The sequence below is a fragment of the Celeribacter sp. SCSIO 80838 genome, assembly GCF_056498065.1.
In genome coordinates this window covers 151,021-170,630 of record NZ_JAZKMA010000001.1, presented here as the reverse complement: position 1 = coordinate 170,630, position 19,610 = coordinate 151,021, and the positions used below count along the sequence as shown (strand labels likewise).

18 protein-coding genes are annotated in these 19,610 nt (G+C 62.3%); 13 read left to right on the top strand and 5 right to left on the bottom strand.

The genetic code is table 11. From position 1 onward, the window contains the following. Positions 1-205 precede the first annotated feature (205 nt). Positions 206-415: a DUF1127 domain-containing protein gene (locus V1475_RS00770; RefSeq protein ID WP_434290618.1), complete on the bottom strand. Its 210-nt coding sequence runs from the start codon at positions 413-415 to the stop codon at positions 206-208. 226 nt (positions 416-641) lie between these two features. On the opposite strand from V1475_RS00770, the gene V1475_RS00765 reads away from it, so the two are divergent. From V1475_RS00765 to V1475_RS00735, 7 genes are all read left to right on the top strand, one after another. After that, complete coding sequence (locus V1475_RS00765) at positions 642-1,124, top strand: aminoacyl-tRNA deacylase (RefSeq protein ID WP_479411228.1); 483 nt, start codon at positions 642-644, stop codon at positions 1,122-1,124. Positions 1,125-1,255: 131 nt separating this feature from the next. Then, positions 1,256-2,317, top strand: a complete 1,062-nt coding sequence (locus V1475_RS00760) for a Hint domain-containing protein (RefSeq protein WP_479411227.1) — start codon at positions 1,256-1,258, stop codon at positions 2,315-2,317. 287 nt (positions 2,318-2,604) lie between these two features. Then, positions 2,605-3,225, top strand: coding sequence for a 30S ribosomal protein S4 (rpsD, locus tag V1475_RS00755; protein WP_434290624.1), 621 nt, complete (start codon positions 2,605-2,607; stop codon positions 3,223-3,225). Between the two features lie 140 nt (positions 3,226-3,365). After that, the gene (locus tag V1475_RS00750; RefSeq protein WP_479411226.1) at positions 3,366-4,397 is read left to right on the top strand and encodes an endonuclease/exonuclease/phosphatase family protein; all 1,032 of its coding nucleotides are present in this window, start codon (positions 3,366-3,368) and stop codon (positions 4,395-4,397) included. A 121-nt stretch (positions 4,398-4,518) separates the two neighbouring features. Beyond that, entirely contained in the window at positions 4,519-5,613 is a 1,095-nt protein-coding gene (gene hisC / locus V1475_RS00745; RefSeq protein WP_479411225.1) for a histidinol-phosphate transaminase, read from the top strand. Next, a complete protein-coding gene (locus V1475_RS00740; protein ID WP_479411224.1) occupies positions 5,606-6,541 on the top strand; it encodes a prephenate/arogenate dehydrogenase family protein in 936 nt (311 codons plus the stop codon). The genes hisC and V1475_RS00740 overlap by 8 nt, the downstream gene beginning before the upstream one ends. Before the next feature lie 230 nt (positions 6,542-6,771). Further along, positions 6,772-7,278: an extensin-like domain-containing protein gene (locus tag V1475_RS00735; protein ID WP_479411223.1), complete on the top strand. Its 507-nt coding sequence runs from the start codon at positions 6,772-6,774 to the stop codon at positions 7,276-7,278. Between the two features lie 7 nt (positions 7,279-7,285). Here the strand turns inward: V1475_RS00735 and V1475_RS00730 are convergent, their stop codons facing one another. After that, entirely contained in the window at positions 7,286-8,287 is a 1,002-nt protein-coding gene (locus V1475_RS00730; RefSeq protein ID WP_479411222.1) for a DUF2125 domain-containing protein, read from the bottom strand. Between the two features lie 78 nt (positions 8,288-8,365). Here V1475_RS00730 and V1475_RS00725 point away from each other — a divergent pair, with 78 nt between their 5' ends. The 3 genes from V1475_RS00725 to V1475_RS00715 all read left to right on the top strand — a co-directional run bounded on the left by V1475_RS00725 (position 8,366) and on the right by V1475_RS00715 (position 11,863). Continuing rightward, a complete protein-coding gene (locus V1475_RS00725) occupies positions 8,366-8,950 on the top strand; it encodes a gamma-glutamylcyclotransferase (RefSeq protein ID WP_479411221.1) in 585 nt (194 codons plus the stop codon). Between the two features lie 87 nt (positions 8,951-9,037). Further along, the gene (locus V1475_RS00720; protein ID WP_479411220.1) at positions 9,038-10,237 is read left to right on the top strand and encodes a biopolymer transporter ExbB; all 1,200 of its coding nucleotides are present in this window, start codon (positions 9,038-9,040) and stop codon (positions 10,235-10,237) included. A gap of 3 nt (positions 10,238-10,240) precedes the next feature. Beyond that, positions 10,241-11,863: a peptidoglycan -binding protein gene (locus V1475_RS00715; RefSeq protein ID WP_479411219.1), complete on the top strand. Its 1,623-nt coding sequence runs from the start codon at positions 10,241-10,243 to the stop codon at positions 11,861-11,863. A 2-nt stretch (positions 11,864-11,865) separates the two neighbouring features. On the opposite strand, the gene V1475_RS00710 is transcribed toward V1475_RS00715, so the two are convergent. The 3 genes from V1475_RS00710 to gloB form a co-directional block, all read right to left on the bottom strand. Next, positions 11,866-12,843, bottom strand: coding sequence for a M23 family metallopeptidase (locus V1475_RS00710; protein WP_479411218.1), 978 nt, complete (start codon positions 12,841-12,843; stop codon positions 11,866-11,868). Between the two features lie 79 nt (positions 12,844-12,922). Next, positions 12,923-15,256, bottom strand: coding sequence for an ATP-dependent Clp protease ATP-binding subunit ClpA (gene clpA / locus V1475_RS00705; RefSeq protein WP_066705159.1), 2,334 nt, complete (start codon positions 15,254-15,256; stop codon positions 12,923-12,925). A gap of 236 nt (positions 15,257-15,492) precedes the next feature. Continuing rightward, a complete protein-coding gene (gloB, locus tag V1475_RS00700) occupies positions 15,493-16,293 on the bottom strand; it encodes a hydroxyacylglutathione hydrolase (protein ID WP_479411217.1) in 801 nt (266 codons plus the stop codon). 70 nt (positions 16,294-16,363) lie between these two features. On the opposite strand from gloB, the gene V1475_RS00695 reads away from it, so the two are divergent. The 3 genes from V1475_RS00695 to atpA all read left to right on the top strand — a co-directional run bounded on the left by V1475_RS00695 (position 16,364) and on the right by atpA (position 19,610). Continuing rightward, positions 16,364-17,113, top strand: coding sequence for a class I SAM-dependent methyltransferase (locus V1475_RS00695; protein WP_434290644.1), 750 nt, complete (start codon positions 16,364-16,366; stop codon positions 17,111-17,113). Between the two features lie 398 nt (positions 17,114-17,511). Then, a complete protein-coding gene (locus V1475_RS00690; protein ID WP_434290646.1) occupies positions 17,512-18,072 on the top strand; it encodes a F0F1 ATP synthase subunit delta in 561 nt (186 codons plus the stop codon). Continuing rightward, positions 18,072-19,610 (top strand): F0F1 ATP synthase subunit alpha, encoded by a 1,539-nt coding sequence (atpA, locus tag V1475_RS00685; protein WP_434290647.1) that lies wholly within the window; start codon positions 18,072-18,074, stop codon positions 19,608-19,610. The genes V1475_RS00690 and atpA overlap by 1 nt, the downstream gene beginning before the upstream one ends.

The window sequence follows — 19,610 nt, the reverse complement described above, 5'->3', positions numbered from 1 at the left end:
GCGGAGAACTGAACGGATCATCGGCAAGCCCCGTTTCCCAAGATACGGTGTCGGGCTGGCTGCCGCAGGGGCGCTTGCGTTTCGAGGGGGGGTATAATCCCTGAGTTATTTTGTCAAGATACTTGGCGATAGTAAGGCTGACAAAAAGGAAACGCGCCCACCGGGGGGCCGGGAGCGCGTTTTCGATAGCTCTGATGCGGTGCGATCAGGCGCGGGTCATCCGGCCATAGGCCACATCGGTGATGTCGCTGCGGTTCAGCCCGATGTCGGCGAGTTCGCGGTCGGACAAAGCGTCGAGCGCTTTGAGGGTCTTGGCGGCGTGACGGTACGCGGCAAGCTTGCCGAACAGGCCAGCGCCGAACCCTTTGGAGCCGGAGACGGAGCTCGGCGCGAGGGTGTGGGTCAGGGTCGTCATGTTTGTCGGTCCTTGAATTGAAAGTTTTCAAACCGCACCAAAAATGGGCAGTATTTATCCTGAGGTGCGTATATGTCGGGCGATTTGTGAAGGCAAATGCCGGAATGACAGTCCCGTTATGCGTTATTGGCATGGCTTGTGGACATAACGGGGTAGACAGCGGGCGCAGGCGGTTTGCCTGCGCGGGACACTGTTCTATAGGGAGCAGAGTAAAAGGAGATCCCCGATGAGCACAGCAACCCCGGCCACGCGCTTTCTCGACAAGGCGGGGATACCCTATGAGCTGTTCGAGTACGACTATGGCGCCGGTGGCGACGGGCCGATCGGGTTGCATGCGGCGGCGGCGATCGGCTGGAAAGCGGTGCGGGTGTTCAAGACGCTGATGCTCGAGGTCGACGGCAAACCGGCCTGCGCGGTGATCCCGTCGGATCGGTCGCTGTCGATGAAAAAGGTAGCTGCGGCGCTCAAGGGCAAAACGGCCAAGATGATGGAGCCTGTGAAGGCGGAGCGTCTGACCGGGTTTCACACCGGCGGTATCAGCCCTTTCGGCCAGAAAAAGCGCGTGCCGGTGGTGTTCGACGCCACGGTCCTCACGGTCGAGGCGCCGGTGGTGATGAACGGCGGCAAGCGCGGGCTGATGGTCTGTCTTGCGCCGGAACCGGGGATCGCGGCGCTGGCGGCGGGGGTAGCGGAGGTCAGCGTTCTCTAGAATGCGCTTGCTGACGCTGACATCGCGACAATTTTGCAGAACGCCAACATGCGGTCAAAAAAGCGTTAACAGAGCGATTCGCCTGTGCTAGCCTGAGCGCAATAAAAAGAACTAGGCAGGCTATACAGGCAATGAGAACGGGCTATTCCGGCACGTTTGTCATCGCGTGGACGCAAGGGGAGCTCGACGGGCTGTCCAATGCGCCGCTGACCGCATTGAACGTCGGCGCCACATGGCGCTGGACGGGCGAGGCGGTCTGCGTCGACGGTGCGCGCGATGTTTATGTGCTCGACGGGGCAATCGGGCGGGCGGAGCTGCACCAGCGTGCGGCGCAATCCGTGCGTCGGCTGATCGGGGCCGTTGTGGCGGATGGCCCGATCTATCAGGACAAGGAGGCGCGCGGGCGATTGTTCGACGGCGGGTTCGACGTCACCGACGGGCTCAAGCGCTATGAGATCACGCTGATCGACACGCCGCATCTCGGCGCGCCGCTTCTGATGTTCGTGGGCGAGGTGCCGCCGTCCGACACCGATCTCTGGGTGGTCTCGACCCATGTCGCCAGCGCCCGCGACGCCGAGGAAAAGCGGCCGGGCGGGGTGATTTGTTTTACGTCCGGGACGAAAATCCTGACGCCCGAGGGGCCGCGCGCGGTCGAGGCGCTGCGCGAAGGCGATGCGGTGCAGACCAAGGACAATGGCGTGCAAAAGCTGCGCTGGATCGGTCAGCGGCATATGTCGGGTGCCCGGCTTTATGCCCTGCCGCAGCTGCGCCCGATCCGGTTCCGTGCCGATGCCCTCGGGATGGGGCAACCGGACGAGGATCTCATTGTGTCGCCAAACCACCGGATGCTGTTGCGCGGGCCTGCCGCACGCGATCTGTTCAATGCCGACGAGGTTTTGGTGGCGGCGCGCGATCTGGTCAACGACCGCTCGATCACCGTGGAGCGGCATCTGCGCGCGGTGGAGTATATCCACCTGTTGTTCGACGCCCATGAGGTGATCTTTGCCAACGGGCTTGAGACGGAGAGCTACCATCCGGGTTTCACCGATCTTGCGATGATCGAGGAGGGGCAGAGGGAGCGGCTTCTGATGCGTTTCCCGCATCTCGCGGATCAGCCGGAGGATTACGGCCCGGCGGCGCGCCGGACGCTGTCGGCGGCGGAAGCGGCAATCCTTTTGCACAACGTGGCCTGAAATCGCGGTGTGGCGCTTGACACCCGGACGCCCGGCTGTATAAGCCCGTCATCCGGTGTGCAGCGATGTGCGCCGGGTCTTCATTGGTGTTGGTGGCCCTCGCAAGAGGCAGCCTGTCAACCCGGGGCGCGGGGCAACCCGTCCGGGGAGAGGACAACGCCCTTTATATAACGGCACAAGGCGGTCCGCCTTCCTGTCCCGTGGCTTGGGCGAAACGCGATTTCAGCCCGAAAAGTGGGAACCGGTTTTCGGATCAAGCTGAAATGCCATCCTAAAGGAGATCAGCCGTGACCAAACGCACGTCTGCCAAGTACAAAATCGACCGCCGCATGGGCGAAAACATCTGGGGCCGTCCGAAGTCCCCGGTCAACCGCCGCGAATACGGCCCGGGCCAGCACGGTCAGCGCCGCAAAGGCAAACTGTCCGACTTCGGTCTGCAACTGCGCGCCAAACAGAAGCTGAAAGGCTACTACGGCGACCTGACCGAGAAACAATTCCGCCGCATCTTCGCCGACGCCGAGCGTCAGCGTGGCGACACCGGTGAGCTTCTCATCGGCCTGCTCGAGCGCCGCCTCGACGCCGTCGTCTACCGCGCGAAATTCGTGCCGACCATCTTCGCAGCCCGTCAGTTCGTGAACCACGGCCACGTGCTCGTGAACGGTGAGCGCGTGAACATCCCCTCCTACCGTGTGAAAGAGGGTGACGTGATCGAGGTCCGTGCGAAATCCAAACAGCTCGTCACCGTGCTCGAAGCCGTGGCTCTGACCGAGCGTGACGTTCCGGATTACCTCGAGGTCGACCACAACAAAATGACAGCGACCTTCGTGCGCACCCCGGGCCTCTCCGATGTGCCCTACGCTGTGCAGATGGAACCGAACCTCGTCATCGAATTCTACGCTCAGAACTGATCTGAGCCGAAGATCGAAGATTTCCGAAAGGCCGTCCCTCGGGGCGGCCTTTTGCTTTGGCGTGCAAGGGCAGGAAAACCCGGCCTGATCCGAATCCCTTTTTGCGTTATGCTGAGAAAGGTGTTTCAGGAGGCTGTGGTATGGCGGCGCGCGATATTTCGTTTGGGTCTTTCAATCTCTACAATCTGCAATCGCCGGGCGTGGCGATGTATTCCGGGTCGCGCTGGACCGAAGAGGAATACGAGGCGAAGATTTTCTACACCGGGGCGGTGTTGAAGCGGATCGCGGCCGATGTGGTCGGGTTTCAGGAGCTTTGGGCCGGGGAGGCCCTTCTGGAAGCGATGCAGATGGCGGGGCTCGACGAGACGCATCGGGCGCTTGTGCCGCCGGGGCATCCGGGCAATCGCATCGTCTGCGCCGGGATGGTGCGCATGGATCTCCTTGCCGATGAACCGGAATGGATCGTCGATTTCCCCGAGGACATGGTGCTGGCCTCCGGCGGGGACGACCCGCAACAGGACCGCATCGCCGTGGCGCTCACGACGTTTTCGCGGCCCGTCCTGCATTTTACGGTACAGCCGCATCCGGACACGCCGGTGATCCATGTTTTTGTCGCACATTTCAAATCCCGCCGCCCGACCGAGCTTTGGCGCGAGGAGTGGTACAAGGCGGACCTGCACAAGGATCACCTCAACGCGCTGGGCTATGCCGTCTCGACGATCCGGCGCACGGCGGAGGCGACGGCGCTCAGGATGATCATCACCAATCTGACGAAGGGCACGAACACGCCCGTGGTGGTGATCGGCGACATGAATGACGGCAAGCTGTCGAACACGCTCAACATCCTCACCGAGCAGCCGCAATACCTGACGGGTCTGTCGGAAGGCGGCGGCGACAATGCGCTTTATACCGCGCAGACGCTTCAGGAATATCGTTCGACCCGGGATGTCTATTACACCCATGTGTTCAAGAAGGAGCGTGAGAGCCTCGATCACATCCTGTTTTCGCAGGAATTCTACGATCACTCGAAGCGGCGGCTCTGGGCCTTCGACGAGATGACGGTGGATAACGACCATCTCAATATCGAGAACCACAAGGCCACGGGCACCAACGATCACGGCATTCTGCGTGCGGGGTTCCGGTGGAAACCGGCGGCCGGGGCGCTCGTCTGAGCGGCTGGTCGCGGAGAAACCGAAGCACGCACGCAACAACTGCGCCTGCGGTGTTCATGCCGCTGGCAAAGTCCGGCGCGCGGCGCTAAGAGGGGCGGGCAAATTCTAAGCGAGTGGACCCATGACCCGTTTGATCGAACCGCAACCCGGCATCCTCGACATCGCTCTGTATCAGGGCGGGGCGAGCCATGTGCAGGGCGTCGATAATGTGATCAAGCTGTCGTCGAACGAAAACCCGTTCGGCGCGCCGGAAAGCGCGAAGGCAGCCTTTGCCAAGGCGGTGCACACACTCCATCGTTATCCGAACACCGATCATACCAGCCTGCGCAAGGCAATCGGCGATGTGCACGGGCTCGACCCGGAGCGCATCATTTGCGGCGTCGGGTCGGACGAGATCATCACCTTCCTTTGCCAGGCCTATGCGGGCGTGGGTGATGAGGTGATTTATACCGAACACGGGTTCTCGATGTACAAAATCTCCGCGCGCGCTGCGGGGGCCACGCCTGTTTGCGTACCCGAGCGCGAGCGCGTGGTGGATGTGGATGCCATTCTCGAAGCCTGTACCGAGCGTACCAAGCTCGTGTTCATCGCCAACCCGGCGAACCCGACCGGCACGATGATCGGCCAGCGCGACATTGCGCATCTCGCTGCCAACCTGCCGTCGCAGGTGCTTCTGGTGCTGGACGGGGCCTATGCCGAGTTCGTCGAGGGGTTCGACGGCGGTGCGGCTCTGGTCGAAGCGCGTGACAATGTGGTGATGACGCGGACCTTCTCCAAGATCTACGGTCTGGGCGGCGTGCGTGTCGGCTGGGGCTATGGTCCCAAGGATATTATCGACGTGCTGAACCGTGTGCGCGGGCCGTTCAACCTCTCGGAGGCGCAGATGGCCGCGGCCGAAGCCGCCGTCAAGGATCGCGATTGGGTGGAGAAATGCCGCGAGGACAACACGCGTCTGCGCGCGTGGCTGGCCGAAGCGCTGATGGAGCTGGGCATCCCGTCCGACACGTCTTGTGCCAACTTCGTTCTGGCGCGGTTCACCGATCAGGCCGAAGCGGAAGCCTGCGACGAGTTCCTGAAATCTCAGGGCATCATCGTGCGTCGGGTGGGAGGCTATGGTCTTCCGAACTGCCTGCGGATCACAGTTGGTGACGAGGCCTCTTGCCGCCGTGTTGCCCATGTGATCGGTCAGTTCAAAGGGGAACAGGCCAGTGCGTGAGCCTGTATCTGGGGTCATTTACGACCGGGTCGCACTGATCGGGCTGGGCTTGATCGCCGGATCGATGTCGTTGGCCATGCGCCGCGCGTGTGTGGTGGGCGAGATCACGGGCTATGCCCGCTCGCAAGCCACCCGCGACACGGCGCGCGAGATCGGGCTTGTGGACCGGGTCTGTGAGACCGCGACCGAGGCGGTGGAGGGCGCCGATCTGATCGTGCTTGCCGTGCCGGTGGGCGCAATGGGGCCTGTGATGGCAGAGATCGCACCGGCGCTGAAACCCGGCGCCGTGGTGACCGATGTCGGCTCCGTGAAGAAATCCGTGCTCGAAGCGGTGATGCCGCATATCCCGGAAGGTGTGCATTTTATTGGCACCCACCCGATGGCCGGGACGGAGCATTCCGGGCCGCGCTCGGGTTTTGCCGAGCTGTTCGACAACCGCTGGTGCCTGATCGTGCCGCCCGAGGGTGCGGATGAGGGTGAGGTCAAGAAGCTCGAAGATTTTTGGGCCGAACTGGGTGCCAACACCGAACGGATGGACCCGGAGCACCACGACACGGTCTGCGCCGTGGTGTCTCATGTGCCGCACCTGATCGCCTATACGATGGTGGGTGTCGCCGACGATTTGCGTCGGGTGACCGATCAGGAAGTGATCAAATTCTCCGCCGCCGGTTTCCGGGATTTCACCCGGATCGCGGCCTCCGACCCGACGATGTGGCGCGACGTGTTCCTGACCAACAAGGAAGCGGCGCTTGAAATTCTCGGGCGCTTCACCGAGGAGTTGTTTGCCTTGCAACGGGCGATCCGCACCGGCGATGGCGATACGCTCCATGATTATTTCACCCGCACCCGTGCCATTCGTCGTGGCATCATCGAGGCGGGTCAGGACACCGACGCGCCGGATTTCGGGCGTGGAAAAAAAGGCGGATGAAGGCGCGGGGCGTCATAGCCCTTGCCTGCTTTGCGGGCCTTGCCATGCCCGCCATTGCGCTTGAGACCTCGCCCGTGCCGCTGCCGCGCCCTGGGTCGGTCCCAGAGGCAAGTCCGGTCACCCAACTCCCGCCGGAAGAGACGGGCTTTCTCTCGCCAATGCCAAAACCCCGACCGCAACAGGCCCCGGCACGAAGCGTGGCGTCGGGCCCCAAAGGCTCTGTCTGTGGCATGCCCGACATTCGCGGCAAAAGTGTGAGCGCCATTGCCGGGACGGTGGCCGGATGTGGCGTGAGCCATCCGGTTCAGATCACCGAGGTTGCGGGCGTGAAACTTTCCACGCCCGCGACCGTCGATTGCCCGACGGCGCAGGCGCTTCGCCTCTGGGTGGCGCAGAGTGCCGCGCCGGTGATCGGGCGGGATGGCGGCGGGTTGGTGCAGCTCGACGTGGCGGCAAGCTATGCCTGTCGTCCGCGCAACCGGCAGGCGGGGGCAAAGATTTCCGAACATGGGCGCGGACGGGCGATTGATATTGCCGGTTTCCGTCTCAAAGACGGGACGGTGATCTCGGTTTTGTCGGGCTGGGACGACCGCAAACAGGGCAAGACGCTGCGCAAACTGCACAAGGCTGCCTGCGGGCCTTTCGGCACAGTCTTGGGCCCGGAAAGCGACGGTTATCACAAGGATCACTTCCATTTCGACACGGCGCGTTACCGTTCGGGAAGCTATTGCCGATAAGCGCCGCCTAGCGGATGACGATGCGCGGTGCTGGCCCCAGCGGGATGAACCCGAGTGTGATCATCCCGTCTTTCAGGCTGAGTTCCGCGTCGATCGTGTCCTTGCGCCCGGAGAGCCCGGCCAGCATCTCGCCACCGCGCAGGGCCAGATTGCTCATGTTTTCAGGGATCGCGCCGGCGGCAATCGCCAGCTCGATCATCTCGCGCCAGTTCTCGGCTTTTACCGCCACCTTGCCAACGGGATAGCCGCGTTTGTCGACGTCGAAGGCACCGGTGAGTTTCAGTTTCAACTCACCCCAATGGGCCGAGAAATTCTCGACGTCGATATGGGTCGGCTGCGGGCGCGGACCTTCGAGGGCGTGAATGTCCCAGGGGGTGTCGAAAGTTGCGGTCATCTTGAGATCGAGTTCCTCGAAACGATCCGACAAAAGCCCCTCCGGGTCCAGCTCCTCGACCAGCCCGCCAGTGGGGGCGAAACCTTGGGCATTCAGAGTGATGTCATGGGTCAGTGCGTCGTCTGCGTGACGTTGAGAGGCGATCTGCGCACTGTCGAGGGTCAGGCCCCAGGTTGCGGTCGAGATGAGTTTCAACCCGTCGATGGACACGGAGGCATGATCGAGCGTCAGGTTCGGGCCGGGATCGACGAAAAGCTGCGCCTCGGCCGAGTCCTGGGTGATGTCGAGCTTCTGATAGGGGGAGGCCAGCGTCATTTCCGGGGCCATATGGAGGGTAAACCGGGTCGGGCGAAAGCTCTGGCTCAGGATTTCGATTTTGGGCGTCGAAAGCGCCACGCCGGTCCGCGGATCGGCCAGACGCGGCTCCATGATCGCGGTGTCGAAACGGGCCGGGAAGCCACGGGTTTTGACCTCGACGGTTTCGGCTTGCCACCCCTCACTGGCGCGGGCGTCGATCCAGGCGGCAATCGCGTGTTCCGTGCCGCGCGCGCCGATGATCCAATAGCCGGAATAGAGAATGAACACGGCCAGCACGAGCCAGATCAGTTTGCGCATCTTGGGGTCCCGTCTTTTCTTTCCCGGATGGCCCGTGTTTAACGGGGGGAGGCGGGGCTGAAAAGAGGAGAGAGGGCGATGTCCTCCTATGATGCGGCAGATCACGCGCTTGTGCATGTGGATCTGCGCGAAGGGTTTTGGGTCTTTGGTTATGGCTCCCTGATGTGGAACCCGGGGTTCGAGTTTGTCGAGCGCGTTCCCGCGGTTCTGACTGGCTATGCGCGGTCTTTCTGCATGTGGTCGATCCATCATCGCGGCTCGCCCGAGGTTCCGGGGCTGGTTTTGGCACTCAATGCGGAGGAGGGGGGCTCCTGTCACGGGCTGGCATTTCGCGTCGGGCCGGAGGTGGCCGAACAGGCGCTTGCCGAGTTGCGCGAACGCGAGCTGGTGTCTTCGGCCTATCTCGAACGCGCGGTGGTGTTGACCCTGTCGGATGGGCGCGATGTTCCGGCACTGGCCTATGTGGTCGACCCGGCACATGTGCAATACACCGGGCCCTTGAGCCTTGAGCGACAGGCCGAGGTGATCGCCGGGGCCTGTGGCGGGCGGGGGCCGAATTGCGACTATCTTTTCTCGACCGCCGAGCATTTGGCCCAGCTCGGGATGGAGGATCTTGAGCTGACAGAGCTTTCCGACATGGTCCGGCATCGGCTTAAAACGTAAGGAAACCTCCGGACACGAAATCGCGTGTTGGCAGCGGGCTTTAGAGCCCCTATCGTGAGCACGAAACGTCAAGGGGTCAGGACGTCGATGGACCAACCCGATCACACGCGAAAGCGTCAGGCTAAACCGCAGGCTGAAAAGCGTCAGGCCGAGCTGAAATTCTTTTCCCAACCCGTGCGCCAGATCACGCTGATGATCGTCGTGCTTGGGCTGGTCGTGGCCGGATTGGTCATGGCCCTGCCGCGGGTCGGGCCGGTGTTCTTCGCCAATCTCTATCTCAACGGCTTTATCGCCGTGGTGTTCATCATCGGCATTCTGTCGTGTTTCTGGCAAGTCGCCCAACTGGTCGCCTCGGTCAATTGGATCGAGCGTTTCACCGGCCAGCGTCCGAATGTGCCGGGCAAGGCGGCCCCGCGGCTGCTGGCGCCTCTGGCGGCGTTGCTGCGCGGGCGCGGCGCGCATTCGCAAATCTCGGCAAGCTCGTCGCGCTCCATCCTCGATTCGGTTGCGACCCGCATTGATGAGGCGCGCGACATTACGCGCTACATTGCCAATCTACTGATTTTCCTAGGCCTTCTCGGGACGTTCTATGGCCTCGCCACTACCGTTCCGGCGCTGGTCGATACCATCCGTTCGCTGTCGCCCTCTGAGGGAGAAGGCGCGAGCGATGTGCTGGGCCAACTCATGGGCGGGCTTGAAAGCCAGCTCGGGGGTATGGGGACGGCCTTTGCCTCCTCGCTTCTGGGGCTCGCGGGGTCGCTCGTGGTCGGCATGCTCGAACTGTTCGCGACCCATGGTCAGAACCGGTTCTACCGCGAGTTGGAAGAGTGGATGACGACGATCACCCGCATCGGCTTTGCCTCGGATGCGGGCGAGGGCGAGATGTCGGGGGCGGTCGCAGTGCTCGATTACATGAGCGAGCAGATGCAACAGTTGCAGGAGATGTTCACCCGCTCGGATGCGGCGCGAGTTGCGGTTGATGCCCGTTTGGAACAACTTGTGTCTTCGATGGACCGGCTGGTGTTGCAAATGGATGCGGACACCGGGGCGGTGCCTCTGCTCGGACGGATCGCCGAGGGGCAGGAGCGGCTGATCGGTGTGATGGAAAGCCGGTTTGCGACAGAGGAAGAGCCATTCGACGCCGAGGCCCGGATGCGGTTGCGCTCGATCGATGTGCAGCTTCTGCGCATTCTCGAAGAGCTGTCGGCGGGGCGTCAGGAAAGCGTGTCCGAGCTGCGTGCCGAACTGGCCGAACTGACCCGCGTACTGCGCGGATTGGGCGAATAGCCCATGGCCGTTCTGCGCCGCTCCTCCCATCGCATGTCCGGCTCGATCTGGCCGGGGTTTGTCGATGCGATGACGGCGCTTTTGCTGGTGCTGATGTTCGTTCTGACCATCTTCATGGTGGTGCAATCCATGCTGCGCGATCAGATTTCCGGGCAGGAACATGAGCTTGATGCCCTGACCGGCGAATTGAACGCGCTGGCCACCGCGCTTGGGCTGGAACAACAGAAGAGCCTCGGGCTTGAGACCCAGATCGGTACGTTGCAGGCGACGCTGTCGGATGTGCAGGCCCGGGCCAAGGCACAGGCCGCGACCATCGAGGGGCTACAGGGCGAGAATGCCGCGCTGACCGGACGGATCGCCTCGTTCGAAGCGCAGGTGGCGAGCCTCATGGCCGAACGCGATGCGGCACTGACCGAGGGCGCGCAACTGGCGGCGCAGATCGAGGATCTGGAGGCGGCGAAGGCGCAGTTGATCACCGATCAGGAGGCCGCGCAGCTTGCGCTGGCGAAAGCGCGCGACGAGATCTACGCGGCGACGGAAGAGGCGCGCTTGGCAGCGGCGCGGCGTGAGGCGCTGGACGCTTTGGTGGCGCAGTTGAAGACGGAGACGAACGAACGTCAGGCGGCTTTGGCGGCGGCGCAGGAACAGCTTTCTCAATCGGAGAAAGACCGGCTGGCGGATGCGGCGGCGTTGAAGGCCTTGCAGGAGCGGATGGCGGGATCGGACGATGAGCTGACCGCGATGACGCTGGCCTTGGAAGAGGCGCGCAAGCAGGCCGAGGAGACTTTGACGCTTCTGGCGGCGGCGCGCACGGCGCGGGACAAGTTGCAGGCCGAACTCGACAGCGACGTGTCGGATCGCGACAAACAGGCGGCGCTTTTGGCGACCGCACAGGCGGCTCTGATCGACGAAGAGGCGAAATCGGCGGAAGGCGAACGCAAGCTGGCGCTTCTGAATGCGCAGGTGGCACAGATGCGGGAGCAATTGTCGGCGCTGCAATCGACGCTGGATGTGCGCACGGCGGCAGATACGGAGAACGAGGTTCAGATCGACAGCCTGACCCAACGGCTCAACGCCGCTCTGGCGCAGGTCGCCGCCGAAGAACGGGCGCGGGCCGCTTTGGAAGAGGCGGAGCGCAAACGGTTGGAGGAAGAGGCGAAAAGCCTTCAGAGCTATCGTTCGGAGTTTTTCGGGCGGATGCGCGAAATCCTTGGCGACCGTGAAGGGGTGAAGATTGTCGGCGACCGGTTCGTGTTCTCCTCCGAGATTCTGTTCGAACCGGCCTCCGCCGAGCTGGGGCCTCTGGGCAAGACGCAGATCGCGCGGGTGGCACGCATCTTGTCCGAGGTGGCGGCGGAGATCCCGCCGGAGATCGACTGGGTCATTCGCGTCGACGGCCACACCGACAAGACGCCGCTGTCGGGGACCGGAGAATATCGTGACAATTGGGAGCTGTCGCAGGCGCGCGCGCTCGCCGTGGTGCGCTATATGGTCAACGATCTGGGCTTCGACCCCTCGCGTCTGGTGGCGGCGGGGTTTGGGGAATATCAGCCGATTGCGGTGGGGGACAGCCCCGAGGCTTTGGCGCAGAACCGTCGGATCGAGTTGAAACTCACCGAGAAATAATTTCACTTATCAATGCGAAAGCGCTCTTCGAGGCGGTCGATCTCTGCGCCCTTGCGGATCAGTTGCACCGTGGCGGTATAGCCGCCTATGGGCCACGCGCCCGGGGATTTGCGCCCGACGGCGCGGAACATGCGGGCCTGATCCTTGTCGAGAAGCGCGTCATGGCTGATCACTTCTCCGTCGGGGCCGAAGATGCTCATCCGAAGAATGTCGCCTTTCAAAGTGCCATAGCCGAAGCCGAAAACCACAAGCGCGGGGCTGTTGGAACTGAGCGGGACGTTGCCCGCCGTTCCCGCCTTGATGCTTTCGTAATCCGGCACCTTGGTGTCAAGGCCGAGGGTCAGAAGACCGCCCGCGTGATAGACCATGTCCCGGTCCCAGAGCGTGCCGCTCAACATGGCCTCTTCGCCGCAAGCAATCAATCCGGTGGGGTTGAACGGATCGACGATCTTGCCATTGTGGCGCAGGGCGAGGTGGACATGGGGAAACTCGGTCATGCCGGAGAGACCGACTTGACCCAGAACGGTGGACGCGCCGACCTTTTGGCCTGTCTCAACCGCGATGGTGCCGTTCATCATGTGGCAATATTGCGTGCTCCAGCCGTCGCCATGGTCGATCACCACGCCGTTGCCGCATTCCTTGCCGGTGACGTCGGGCGCCCCCTCGCTGCCTTGGGGAACATCCTCCATGCCGTCGCGAATGGCCTTCACCGTGCCGGGGGCGGAGGCGAGAACATCGACGCCCTGCCACATGTCGAACACGACAGGGAGGGCGAAATCCGTGCCCTTGTGGCCGTCGTAACTCAATGTTCCGCAAGTGAAATCGGCGGCCCCCGGACTGGGGTCGGTATCGACGTAATTCTGGATGTAACAGGTCTGGCCCAACACACAGTCGATGGGCGGGGCCAGCACCGGGTCACGGGCTAGGGCCGGGGTGGCGAGGAGGGGGGCAAGCAACAAGGGGGCAATCAGGGCACGCATGACAGACATCGATTGGGATCGTTCGTGGCACCGTTGCGCGAAGAAAAAGCCCCGTCAAGGGACGGGGCTTTTCAAAGGCTTATTCCGCGGTGAGCAGAGGCGGTTTTTTCGAACGCCCGATGCGCGGGGCACCGGGTTCTTCGATGATCAGGTCGATGTTACCATCCTTGACGCCGATCTTGACCACGCCACCTTTCGCGAGCTTGCCGAACAGAAGTTCTTCAGCGAGCGGTTTCTTGATATATTCCTGAATGACGCGGCCCAGCGGACGTGCGCCCATCTTGTCGTCATAGCCTTTGTCGGCGAGCCATTCGGCGGCCGGGCGGGTCAGTTCGATGTGCACGTTGCGGTCCATGAGCTGGGCCTCGAGTTGCAGCACGAATTTCTCGACGACCTGCAGGATGACCTCTTTCGGCAGCGGACCGAAGGAGACCACCGCGTCCAGACGGTTGCGGAACTCCGGCGTAAACGTCCGTTCGATGGCGGCGGTGTCTTCGCCCTCGCGACGGTCGCGACCAAAACCGATGGCCTCTTTCGCCTGCTCGGTCGCGCCGGCGTTGGAGGTCATGATCAGGATCACGTTGCGGAAATCGACGGTGCGACCGTTGTGATCGGTCAGCTTGCCGTTGTCCATCACCTGCAACAGGATGTTGTAGACATCGGGGTGCGCCTTTTCGATCTCATCGAGCAGGAGCACGCAATGCGGGTGCTGGTCCACGCTGTCGGTCAGAAGACCGCCCTGATCGAAACCGACATAGCCCGGAGGCGCGCCGATCAGACGGGAGACGGCATGTTTCTCCATGTACTCGGACATGTCGAAGCGCAGAAGCTCCACGCCAAGCGTGTCGGCGAGCTGTTTTGCGACTTCGGTTTTCCCCACGCCGGTCGGACCCGCGAAGAGGTAGTTGCCGATCGGTTTCTCCGGTTCGCGCAGACCCGCACGGGCGAGTTTGATCGCAGAAGCCAGGGTTTCGATGGCCTTGTCCTGACCGAAGACCACACGTTTGAGCGTCGCTTCGAGATCCTTGAGCACCTCGGCGTCGTCTTTGGAGACGTTCTTCGGCGGGATGCGGGCGATCTTGGCCACCACCGCTTCGATCTCTTTCGGGGAGATGGTTTTGCGGCGCTTGCTTTCGGCCACGAGATGTTGCGCGGCCCCGGCCTCGTCGATCACGTCGATGGCCTTGTCGGGCAGCTTACGGTCGTGGATGTAGCGCGCGGACAGTTCCACGGCGGTCTTGATCGCATCGTGGGTGTAGCGGATGTCGTGGTGTTCCTCGAAATAGGGTTTGAGACCCTGAAGGATTTTCACGGCATCGTCCACCGAGGGCTCGTTGACGTCGATTTTCTGGAACCGGCGGGACAGGGCGCGGTCCTTTTCGAAATGCTGACGGAACTCTTTATAGGTCGTCGAGCCCATGCAGCGCAGCTTGCCGCCCTGCAAAGCCGGTTTCAGCAGGTTGGAGGCATCCATCGCGCCGCCGGAGGTCGCGCCCGCACCGATCACGGTGTGAATCTCGTCGATGAAGAGAATCGCGTCCGGGTGATCTTCGAGCTCCTTGACCACGGCTTTCAGGCGTTCTTCGAAATCGCCGCGATACCGGGTTCCGGCCAGAAGCGCGCCCATGTCGAGCGAATAGATCGTGGAATGGGCCAGAACCTCCGGCGTTTCGCCGTCGACGATTTTCTTGGCGAGACCCTCGGCAATGGCGGTTTTGCCCACGCCCGGATCGCCCACCAGAAGCGGGTTGTTCTTGCGGCGGCGGCAGAGCACCTGAATGCAGCGCTCGACCTCTTCGGCGCGGCCGATCAGCGGATCGACATCGCCTTTCATGGATTTCTTGTTCAGATCGACGCAGTATTTCGCCAGTGCCGATTCCTTGTCCTCGCTCGCAGGCTGTGCCTGTTGCGTCTGGGCCTCTTCCTCGTTCTGGTCGGCGCCGGTGATCGGGCGCTGTTCGCCAAAAGCCGGGTCTTTGGCCACACCATGGGCGATGAAATTCACCGCGTCATAGCGCGTCATGTCCTGTTCTTGCAGGAAATAGGCGGCGTTGGATTCGCGTTCGGCAAAGATCGCGACGAGCACGTTTGCCCCGGTCACTTCGGTGCGACCGGAGGATTGGACATGGATCGCGGCACGTTGGATCACGCGCTGGAAAGAGGCGGTCGGGACCGCTTCGGACCCTTCGACATCGGTGACGAGCGTCGAAAGATCGTCCTCGATATAATCCAGAAGGGTTTTCCGAAGCTCCTCGAGATCGACGTTGCAGGCCTGCATGACGCGGGCCGCGTCGGGTTCGTCGATCAGCGCCAGCAGGAGGTGTTCCAGTGTGGCGAGTTCGTGGCGGCGGGCATTGGCCAGCGCCAGAGCTGCGTGGATGGCTTGCTCAAGGGTGTTCGAAAATGACGGCACGTCGTTCTGTGCTCCTTCGCATTCGGGGTCTGGAGGGGGACTGGCCCCGCACCCTACCGTGGCCTCATACTCTTAAAGATCGATTGATACGCCCGAGCTTCAAGGAAAAAAGTGGTTAACGCCGGTAAATTTTTCGGAGACGCCAAGTTTTGTGCGGTTTGGGCCGAATGTTCCCCTCATTCGTTAAAAACAATCTATGATGGCTTGACAGGAAAACAAGGGGCGCTTCGCGGGTTTCAGAAGCGGTCCTTGCGCGTGCGGATCGCGGCGAACACGGAGACATCGGAGGCGTCCGCCATGCCGAGCGCCTGTTTCACCGGGGCAAGACCCGCACGCAGGAACGGATTGGTCGCCAGTTCCAGAGACAGGGCAGAGGGCACCGTGGCCTCGCCTTTGGCGCGTGCTTCGTCGATGGCTTTGGCACGATTTTGCAGCGCGGTGTTGTCGGGCTCGACGGTGAGCGCGAAACGGGCGTTCGACGCGGTGTATTCGTGACCCGAATAGATCATTGTGTCCGGGGGTAGGGCGGCGAAGCGCGAGAGTGTTTCCCACATTTGTTCCGGCGTGCCCTCGAACAACCGGCCACAGCCCAGAGCCATCAGACTGTCGGCAGAGAACAGGGCCTTCGCGTCGGGGATGTAATAGGCAATATGGCCGACCGTATGCCCGTCCGCGCCCATCACCCGGACCTCATGACCGGCAAACTCGAAACTCTGCCCCGGCTCGACCACGCGGGTGAGTGGCGGCAGGCGATGCTGATCGGCTTTCGCACCGGTGATCGTTGCCCCCGTGGCCTCGAACACCCCCGCCGCGCCGTCGATATGGTCCCAATGATGATGGGTGAGCCAAATCTCGTCGAGGGTCCAGCCGCGCTCGGACAGGGCTTTGATAATCGGCGCGGGATCGGCGGCATCGACCAAGGCGGTGCGCCCGCTCACCGGGTCGTGGACGAGGAAATCGTAATTGTCGGAGAGGGCCGCGACGGTGACGATTTCGAGGGCGGGTTTCGGCGTCTTCGCGGGGGCAATCTCTGGCATGGCATTCTCCGGTGTCTTGCGGTTATGGTGACCGTGAACCCCAGCATTCTGGGAAGTCCGAGGGATTGCAATGCATCTCGACGTCGTTGAGCTGAGAAATTTCTATTACCGCACGGGACTGGGCCGCGCCGCACAACGGGCGATCCGCGATCAGGTCGTGGAGTTCTGGCCCAATGCCGAACGCCAGACCGTGGCCGGGTTCGGTTTTGCCGTGCCGCTTCTGCGCCCGTTTCTCGAGGATGCGCGCCGCGTCGTGGGGCTGATGCCGGATCAGCAAGGCGTGATGCACTGGCCGGCAGGGCTGCCGAATGTTTCGGCACTTTGCCCGGAGACGCGCTGGCCGATCCAGACCGGCTTCGTCGACAAGCTCGTGGTGATGCACGGGCTCGAGATGTCGGACGCACCGGATGCGCTTCTTGAGGAATGCTGGCGGGTGCTGGGGCCTGGCGGACGTGCGATGTTCGTGGTGCCGAACCGGGGCGGGCTCTGGTCGCGTTCGGACAGCACGCCGTTTGGCTATGGCCGCCCCTACAGTCTCAGCCAGCTCGAAGGCCAGCTCCGGCGCGCGCGCTTCATGCCGGAGCGCCATGCGGCGGTGCTGTTCCAGCCGCCTTCGCACAAACGATTCTGGAAACGCTGGGGGCCGCTTTGGGAGCGGATCGGGCGGCAGATGCCCTCGGCGCTTGTCGGCGGGGTGCTTGTGGTCGAGGCCTCGAAACAGGTTTACGCCCAGACCGGATCGGGCACGCCCGAAGCGGTGCGCCGCAAGGCAGGAGTGCTCGAAGGACTCCGTCCAGTGCCCGAGGCGAAGCCGGTGTGAGCTCTGAAATCTGATTGGTTTGCGCCCGTCTTTTGACCGGATTTTTGTCCCTATATTGTCGTTTCTTCAGGTCTCGCGCACCCGGGAATTCTGCTTCAGGACAGGGGCGGTGCGGGCGGAATCGCACGAATCCGTGAACGCCTTCTGCATCCTGTGTGAAATTTTTTTGCGCCCCGGCGGCGATTTCGGCCTAAGTCGCTGAAAAGCAAACAAAGCAAGTTTTTCAGTGTTGGCGCTAAACTGTCGTAACAAGGTTGCGGCATGGTCTGGGCTCTGCTACATCCACGCTGATTTTGTTGCCTGCGTGTGCTGCGCGGGTCAATCAAGCTGCTCATTCCCGACACGAGATCCCGCAAGGGGCGACCGGGGAAGGGCCCTAAGACATCGGAAGGGTGGACGTGTCCGAACCAGCTTCGATCTCCGGCGGCATCGCCGTCCGTTATGCAACGGCCGTTTTTGAACTGGCCAAGGAAAGCAATGCCATCGCGGCGCTCGAGGAGGACGTGGCGACGCTGTCTTCCGCGCTCGCCGAGAGCGACGATCTCAAGGCTCTGATCTCTTCGCCGGTCTATACCCGCGAAGAACTCGAAGCCGCGATCAAGGCGATTGCCGCAAAGGCCGGTCTGACCGGCATCGTCTCCGGCACGCTCGGGCTTATGGCGCAGAACCGCCGTCTGTTCGTCCTGCCGCAGCTCGTCGCCAAGCTTGGCGACCTGCTCGCCGAGGAGCGCGGCGAAGTGACCGCCGAGGTCACCTCCGCCAAGGCGTTGACCAAGACGCAGACCACCAAACTTGCCAAGAGCCTCTCCGAGAAATTTGGCAAGACCGTGAACATCAATGCGACCGTGGATGAAGCCATCATCGGCGGTCTTGTCGTTAAGGTGGGCTCGAAGATGATCGACACGTCGATCGCCTCCAAGCTCAACTCCCTCCAGAATGTAATGAAAGAGGTCGGATAATGGGAATCCAGGCAGCTGAAATTTCTGCGATCCTTAAGGAGCAGATTAAAAACTTCGGCCAGGAGGCCGAAGTCGCTGAAGTGGGCCGCGTGCTCTCCGTCGGTGACGGGATCGCACGTGTGTACGGCCTCGATAACGTCCAGGCCGGTGAAATGGTCGAGTTCCCGGGCGGGATCATGGGCATGGCGCTCAACCTCGAAGCCGACAACGTCGGCGTCGTGATCTTCGGCTCCGACCGTGACATCAAAGAAGGCGACACCGTCAAGCGCACCAAGTCCATCGTGGACGTGCCCGCCGGTGACGCGCTTCTCGGCCGCGTGGTCGACGGTCTCGGCAACCCGATCGACGGCAAGGGCCCGGTGGCCGCGTCCGAGCGTCGCATCGCCGACGTCAAAGCGCCGGGCATCATCCCGCGTAAATCCGTGCACGAACCGATGGCGACCGGCCTCAAATCCGTCGACGCCATGATCCCGATCGGCCGTGGCCAGCGTGAGCTGATCATCGGCGACCGTCAGACCGGTAAAACCGCTGTGGCGCTCGACGCGATCCTGAACCAGAAGTCCTACAACGAGGCTGCTGGCGACGACGAAAGCAAGAAACTCTACTGCATCTACGTCGCTGTCGGTCAGAAGCGTTCCACCGTGGCTCAGCTCGTCAAGAAGCTCGAGGAAACCGGTGCGATCGAATACACCACCATCGTGGCTGCCACCGCGTCCGACCCGGCGCCGATGCAGTACCTCGCGCCCTACACCGCGACCGCGATGGCCGAATACTTCCGCGACAATGGCCGTCACGCCCTGATCATCTACGATGACCTGTCGAAACAAGCCGTGTCCTACCGTCAGATGTCCCTGCTGCTTCGCCGTCCGCCGGGGCGTGAAGCTTACCCGGGTGACGTGTTCTACCTCCACTCGCGCCTGCTGGAACGTTCCGCGAAGCTGAACGAAGATTTCGGCGCTGGCTCGCTGACGGCTCTGCCGATCATCGAAACCCAGGGCGGTGACGTGTCTGCGTTTATTCCGACCAACGTGATTTCCATCACCGACGGTCAGATCTTCCTCGAAACCGAACTGTTCTACCAGGGTATCCGCCCGGCTGTGAACACCGGTCTCTCCGTGTCCCGCGTGGGCTCCTCGGCTCAGACCAAAGCCATGTCCTCTGTGGCAGGCCCGGTGAAACTGTCGCTCGCTCAGTACCGTGAGATGGCCGCGTTCGCTCAGTTCGGGTCCGACCTCGACGCCGCAACTCAGAAACTTCTGAACCGTGGCGCACGTCTGACCGAGCTGATGAAACAGCCGCAATACGCGCCGCTGACCAACGCCGAAATCGTCTGCGTCATCTTCGCGGGCACCAACGGCTATCTGGACAGCATCCCGGTCTCCGAAGTTGGCAAGTACGAAGCCAAACTTCTCGAGTTCCTGCGCAACCAGAAGAAAGACGTGCTCGACTGGATCACCAACGAGGATCCGAAGATCAAAGGCGAGCCGGCCGACAAGCTCAAAGCGGTTCTGGACGAATTCGCCAAAACCTACGCTTAA

Coding starts and splice junctions, on each gene's coding strand:
- V1475_RS00770 (WP_434290618.1), bottom strand. CDS start 415: ATGACGACCCTGACCCACACCCTCGCGCCGAGCTCCGTCTCCGGCTCC.
- V1475_RS00765 (WP_479411228.1), top strand. CDS start 642: ATGAGCACAGCAACCCCGGCCACGCGCTTTCTCGACAAGGCGGGGATA.
- V1475_RS00760 (WP_479411227.1), top strand. CDS start 1,256: ATGAGAACGGGCTATTCCGGCACGTTTGTCATCGCGTGGACGCAAGGG.
- V1475_RS00750 (WP_479411226.1), top strand. CDS start 3,366: ATGGCGGCGCGCGATATTTCGTTTGGGTCTTTCAATCTCTACAATCTG.
- hisC (WP_479411225.1), top strand. CDS start 4,519: ATGACCCGTTTGATCGAACCGCAACCCGGCATCCTCGACATCGCTCTG.
- V1475_RS00735 (WP_479411223.1), top strand. CDS start 6,772: ATGCCCGACATTCGCGGCAAAAGTGTGAGCGCCATTGCCGGGACGGTG.
- V1475_RS00730 (WP_479411222.1), bottom strand. CDS start 8,287: ATGCGCAAACTGATCTGGCTCGTGCTGGCCGTGTTCATTCTCTATTCC.
- V1475_RS00725 (WP_479411221.1), top strand. CDS start 8,366: ATGTCCTCCTATGATGCGGCAGATCACGCGCTTGTGCATGTGGATCTG.
- V1475_RS00720 (WP_479411220.1), top strand. CDS start 9,038: ATGGACCAACCCGATCACACGCGAAAGCGTCAGGCTAAACCGCAGGCT.
- V1475_RS00715 (WP_479411219.1), top strand. CDS start 10,241: ATGGCCGTTCTGCGCCGCTCCTCCCATCGCATGTCCGGCTCGATCTGG.
- V1475_RS00710 (WP_479411218.1), bottom strand. CDS start 12,843: ATGCGTGCCCTGATTGCCCCCTTGTTGCTTGCCCCCCTCCTCGCCACC.
- gloB (WP_479411217.1), bottom strand. CDS start 16,293: ATGCCAGAGATTGCCCCCGCGAAGACGCCGAAACCCGCCCTCGAAATC.
- V1475_RS00695 (WP_434290644.1), top strand. CDS start 16,364: ATGCATCTCGACGTCGTTGAGCTGAGAAATTTCTATTACCGCACGGGA.
- atpA (WP_434290647.1), top strand. CDS start 18,072: ATGGGAATCCAGGCAGCTGAAATTTCTGCGATCCTTAAGGAGCAGATT.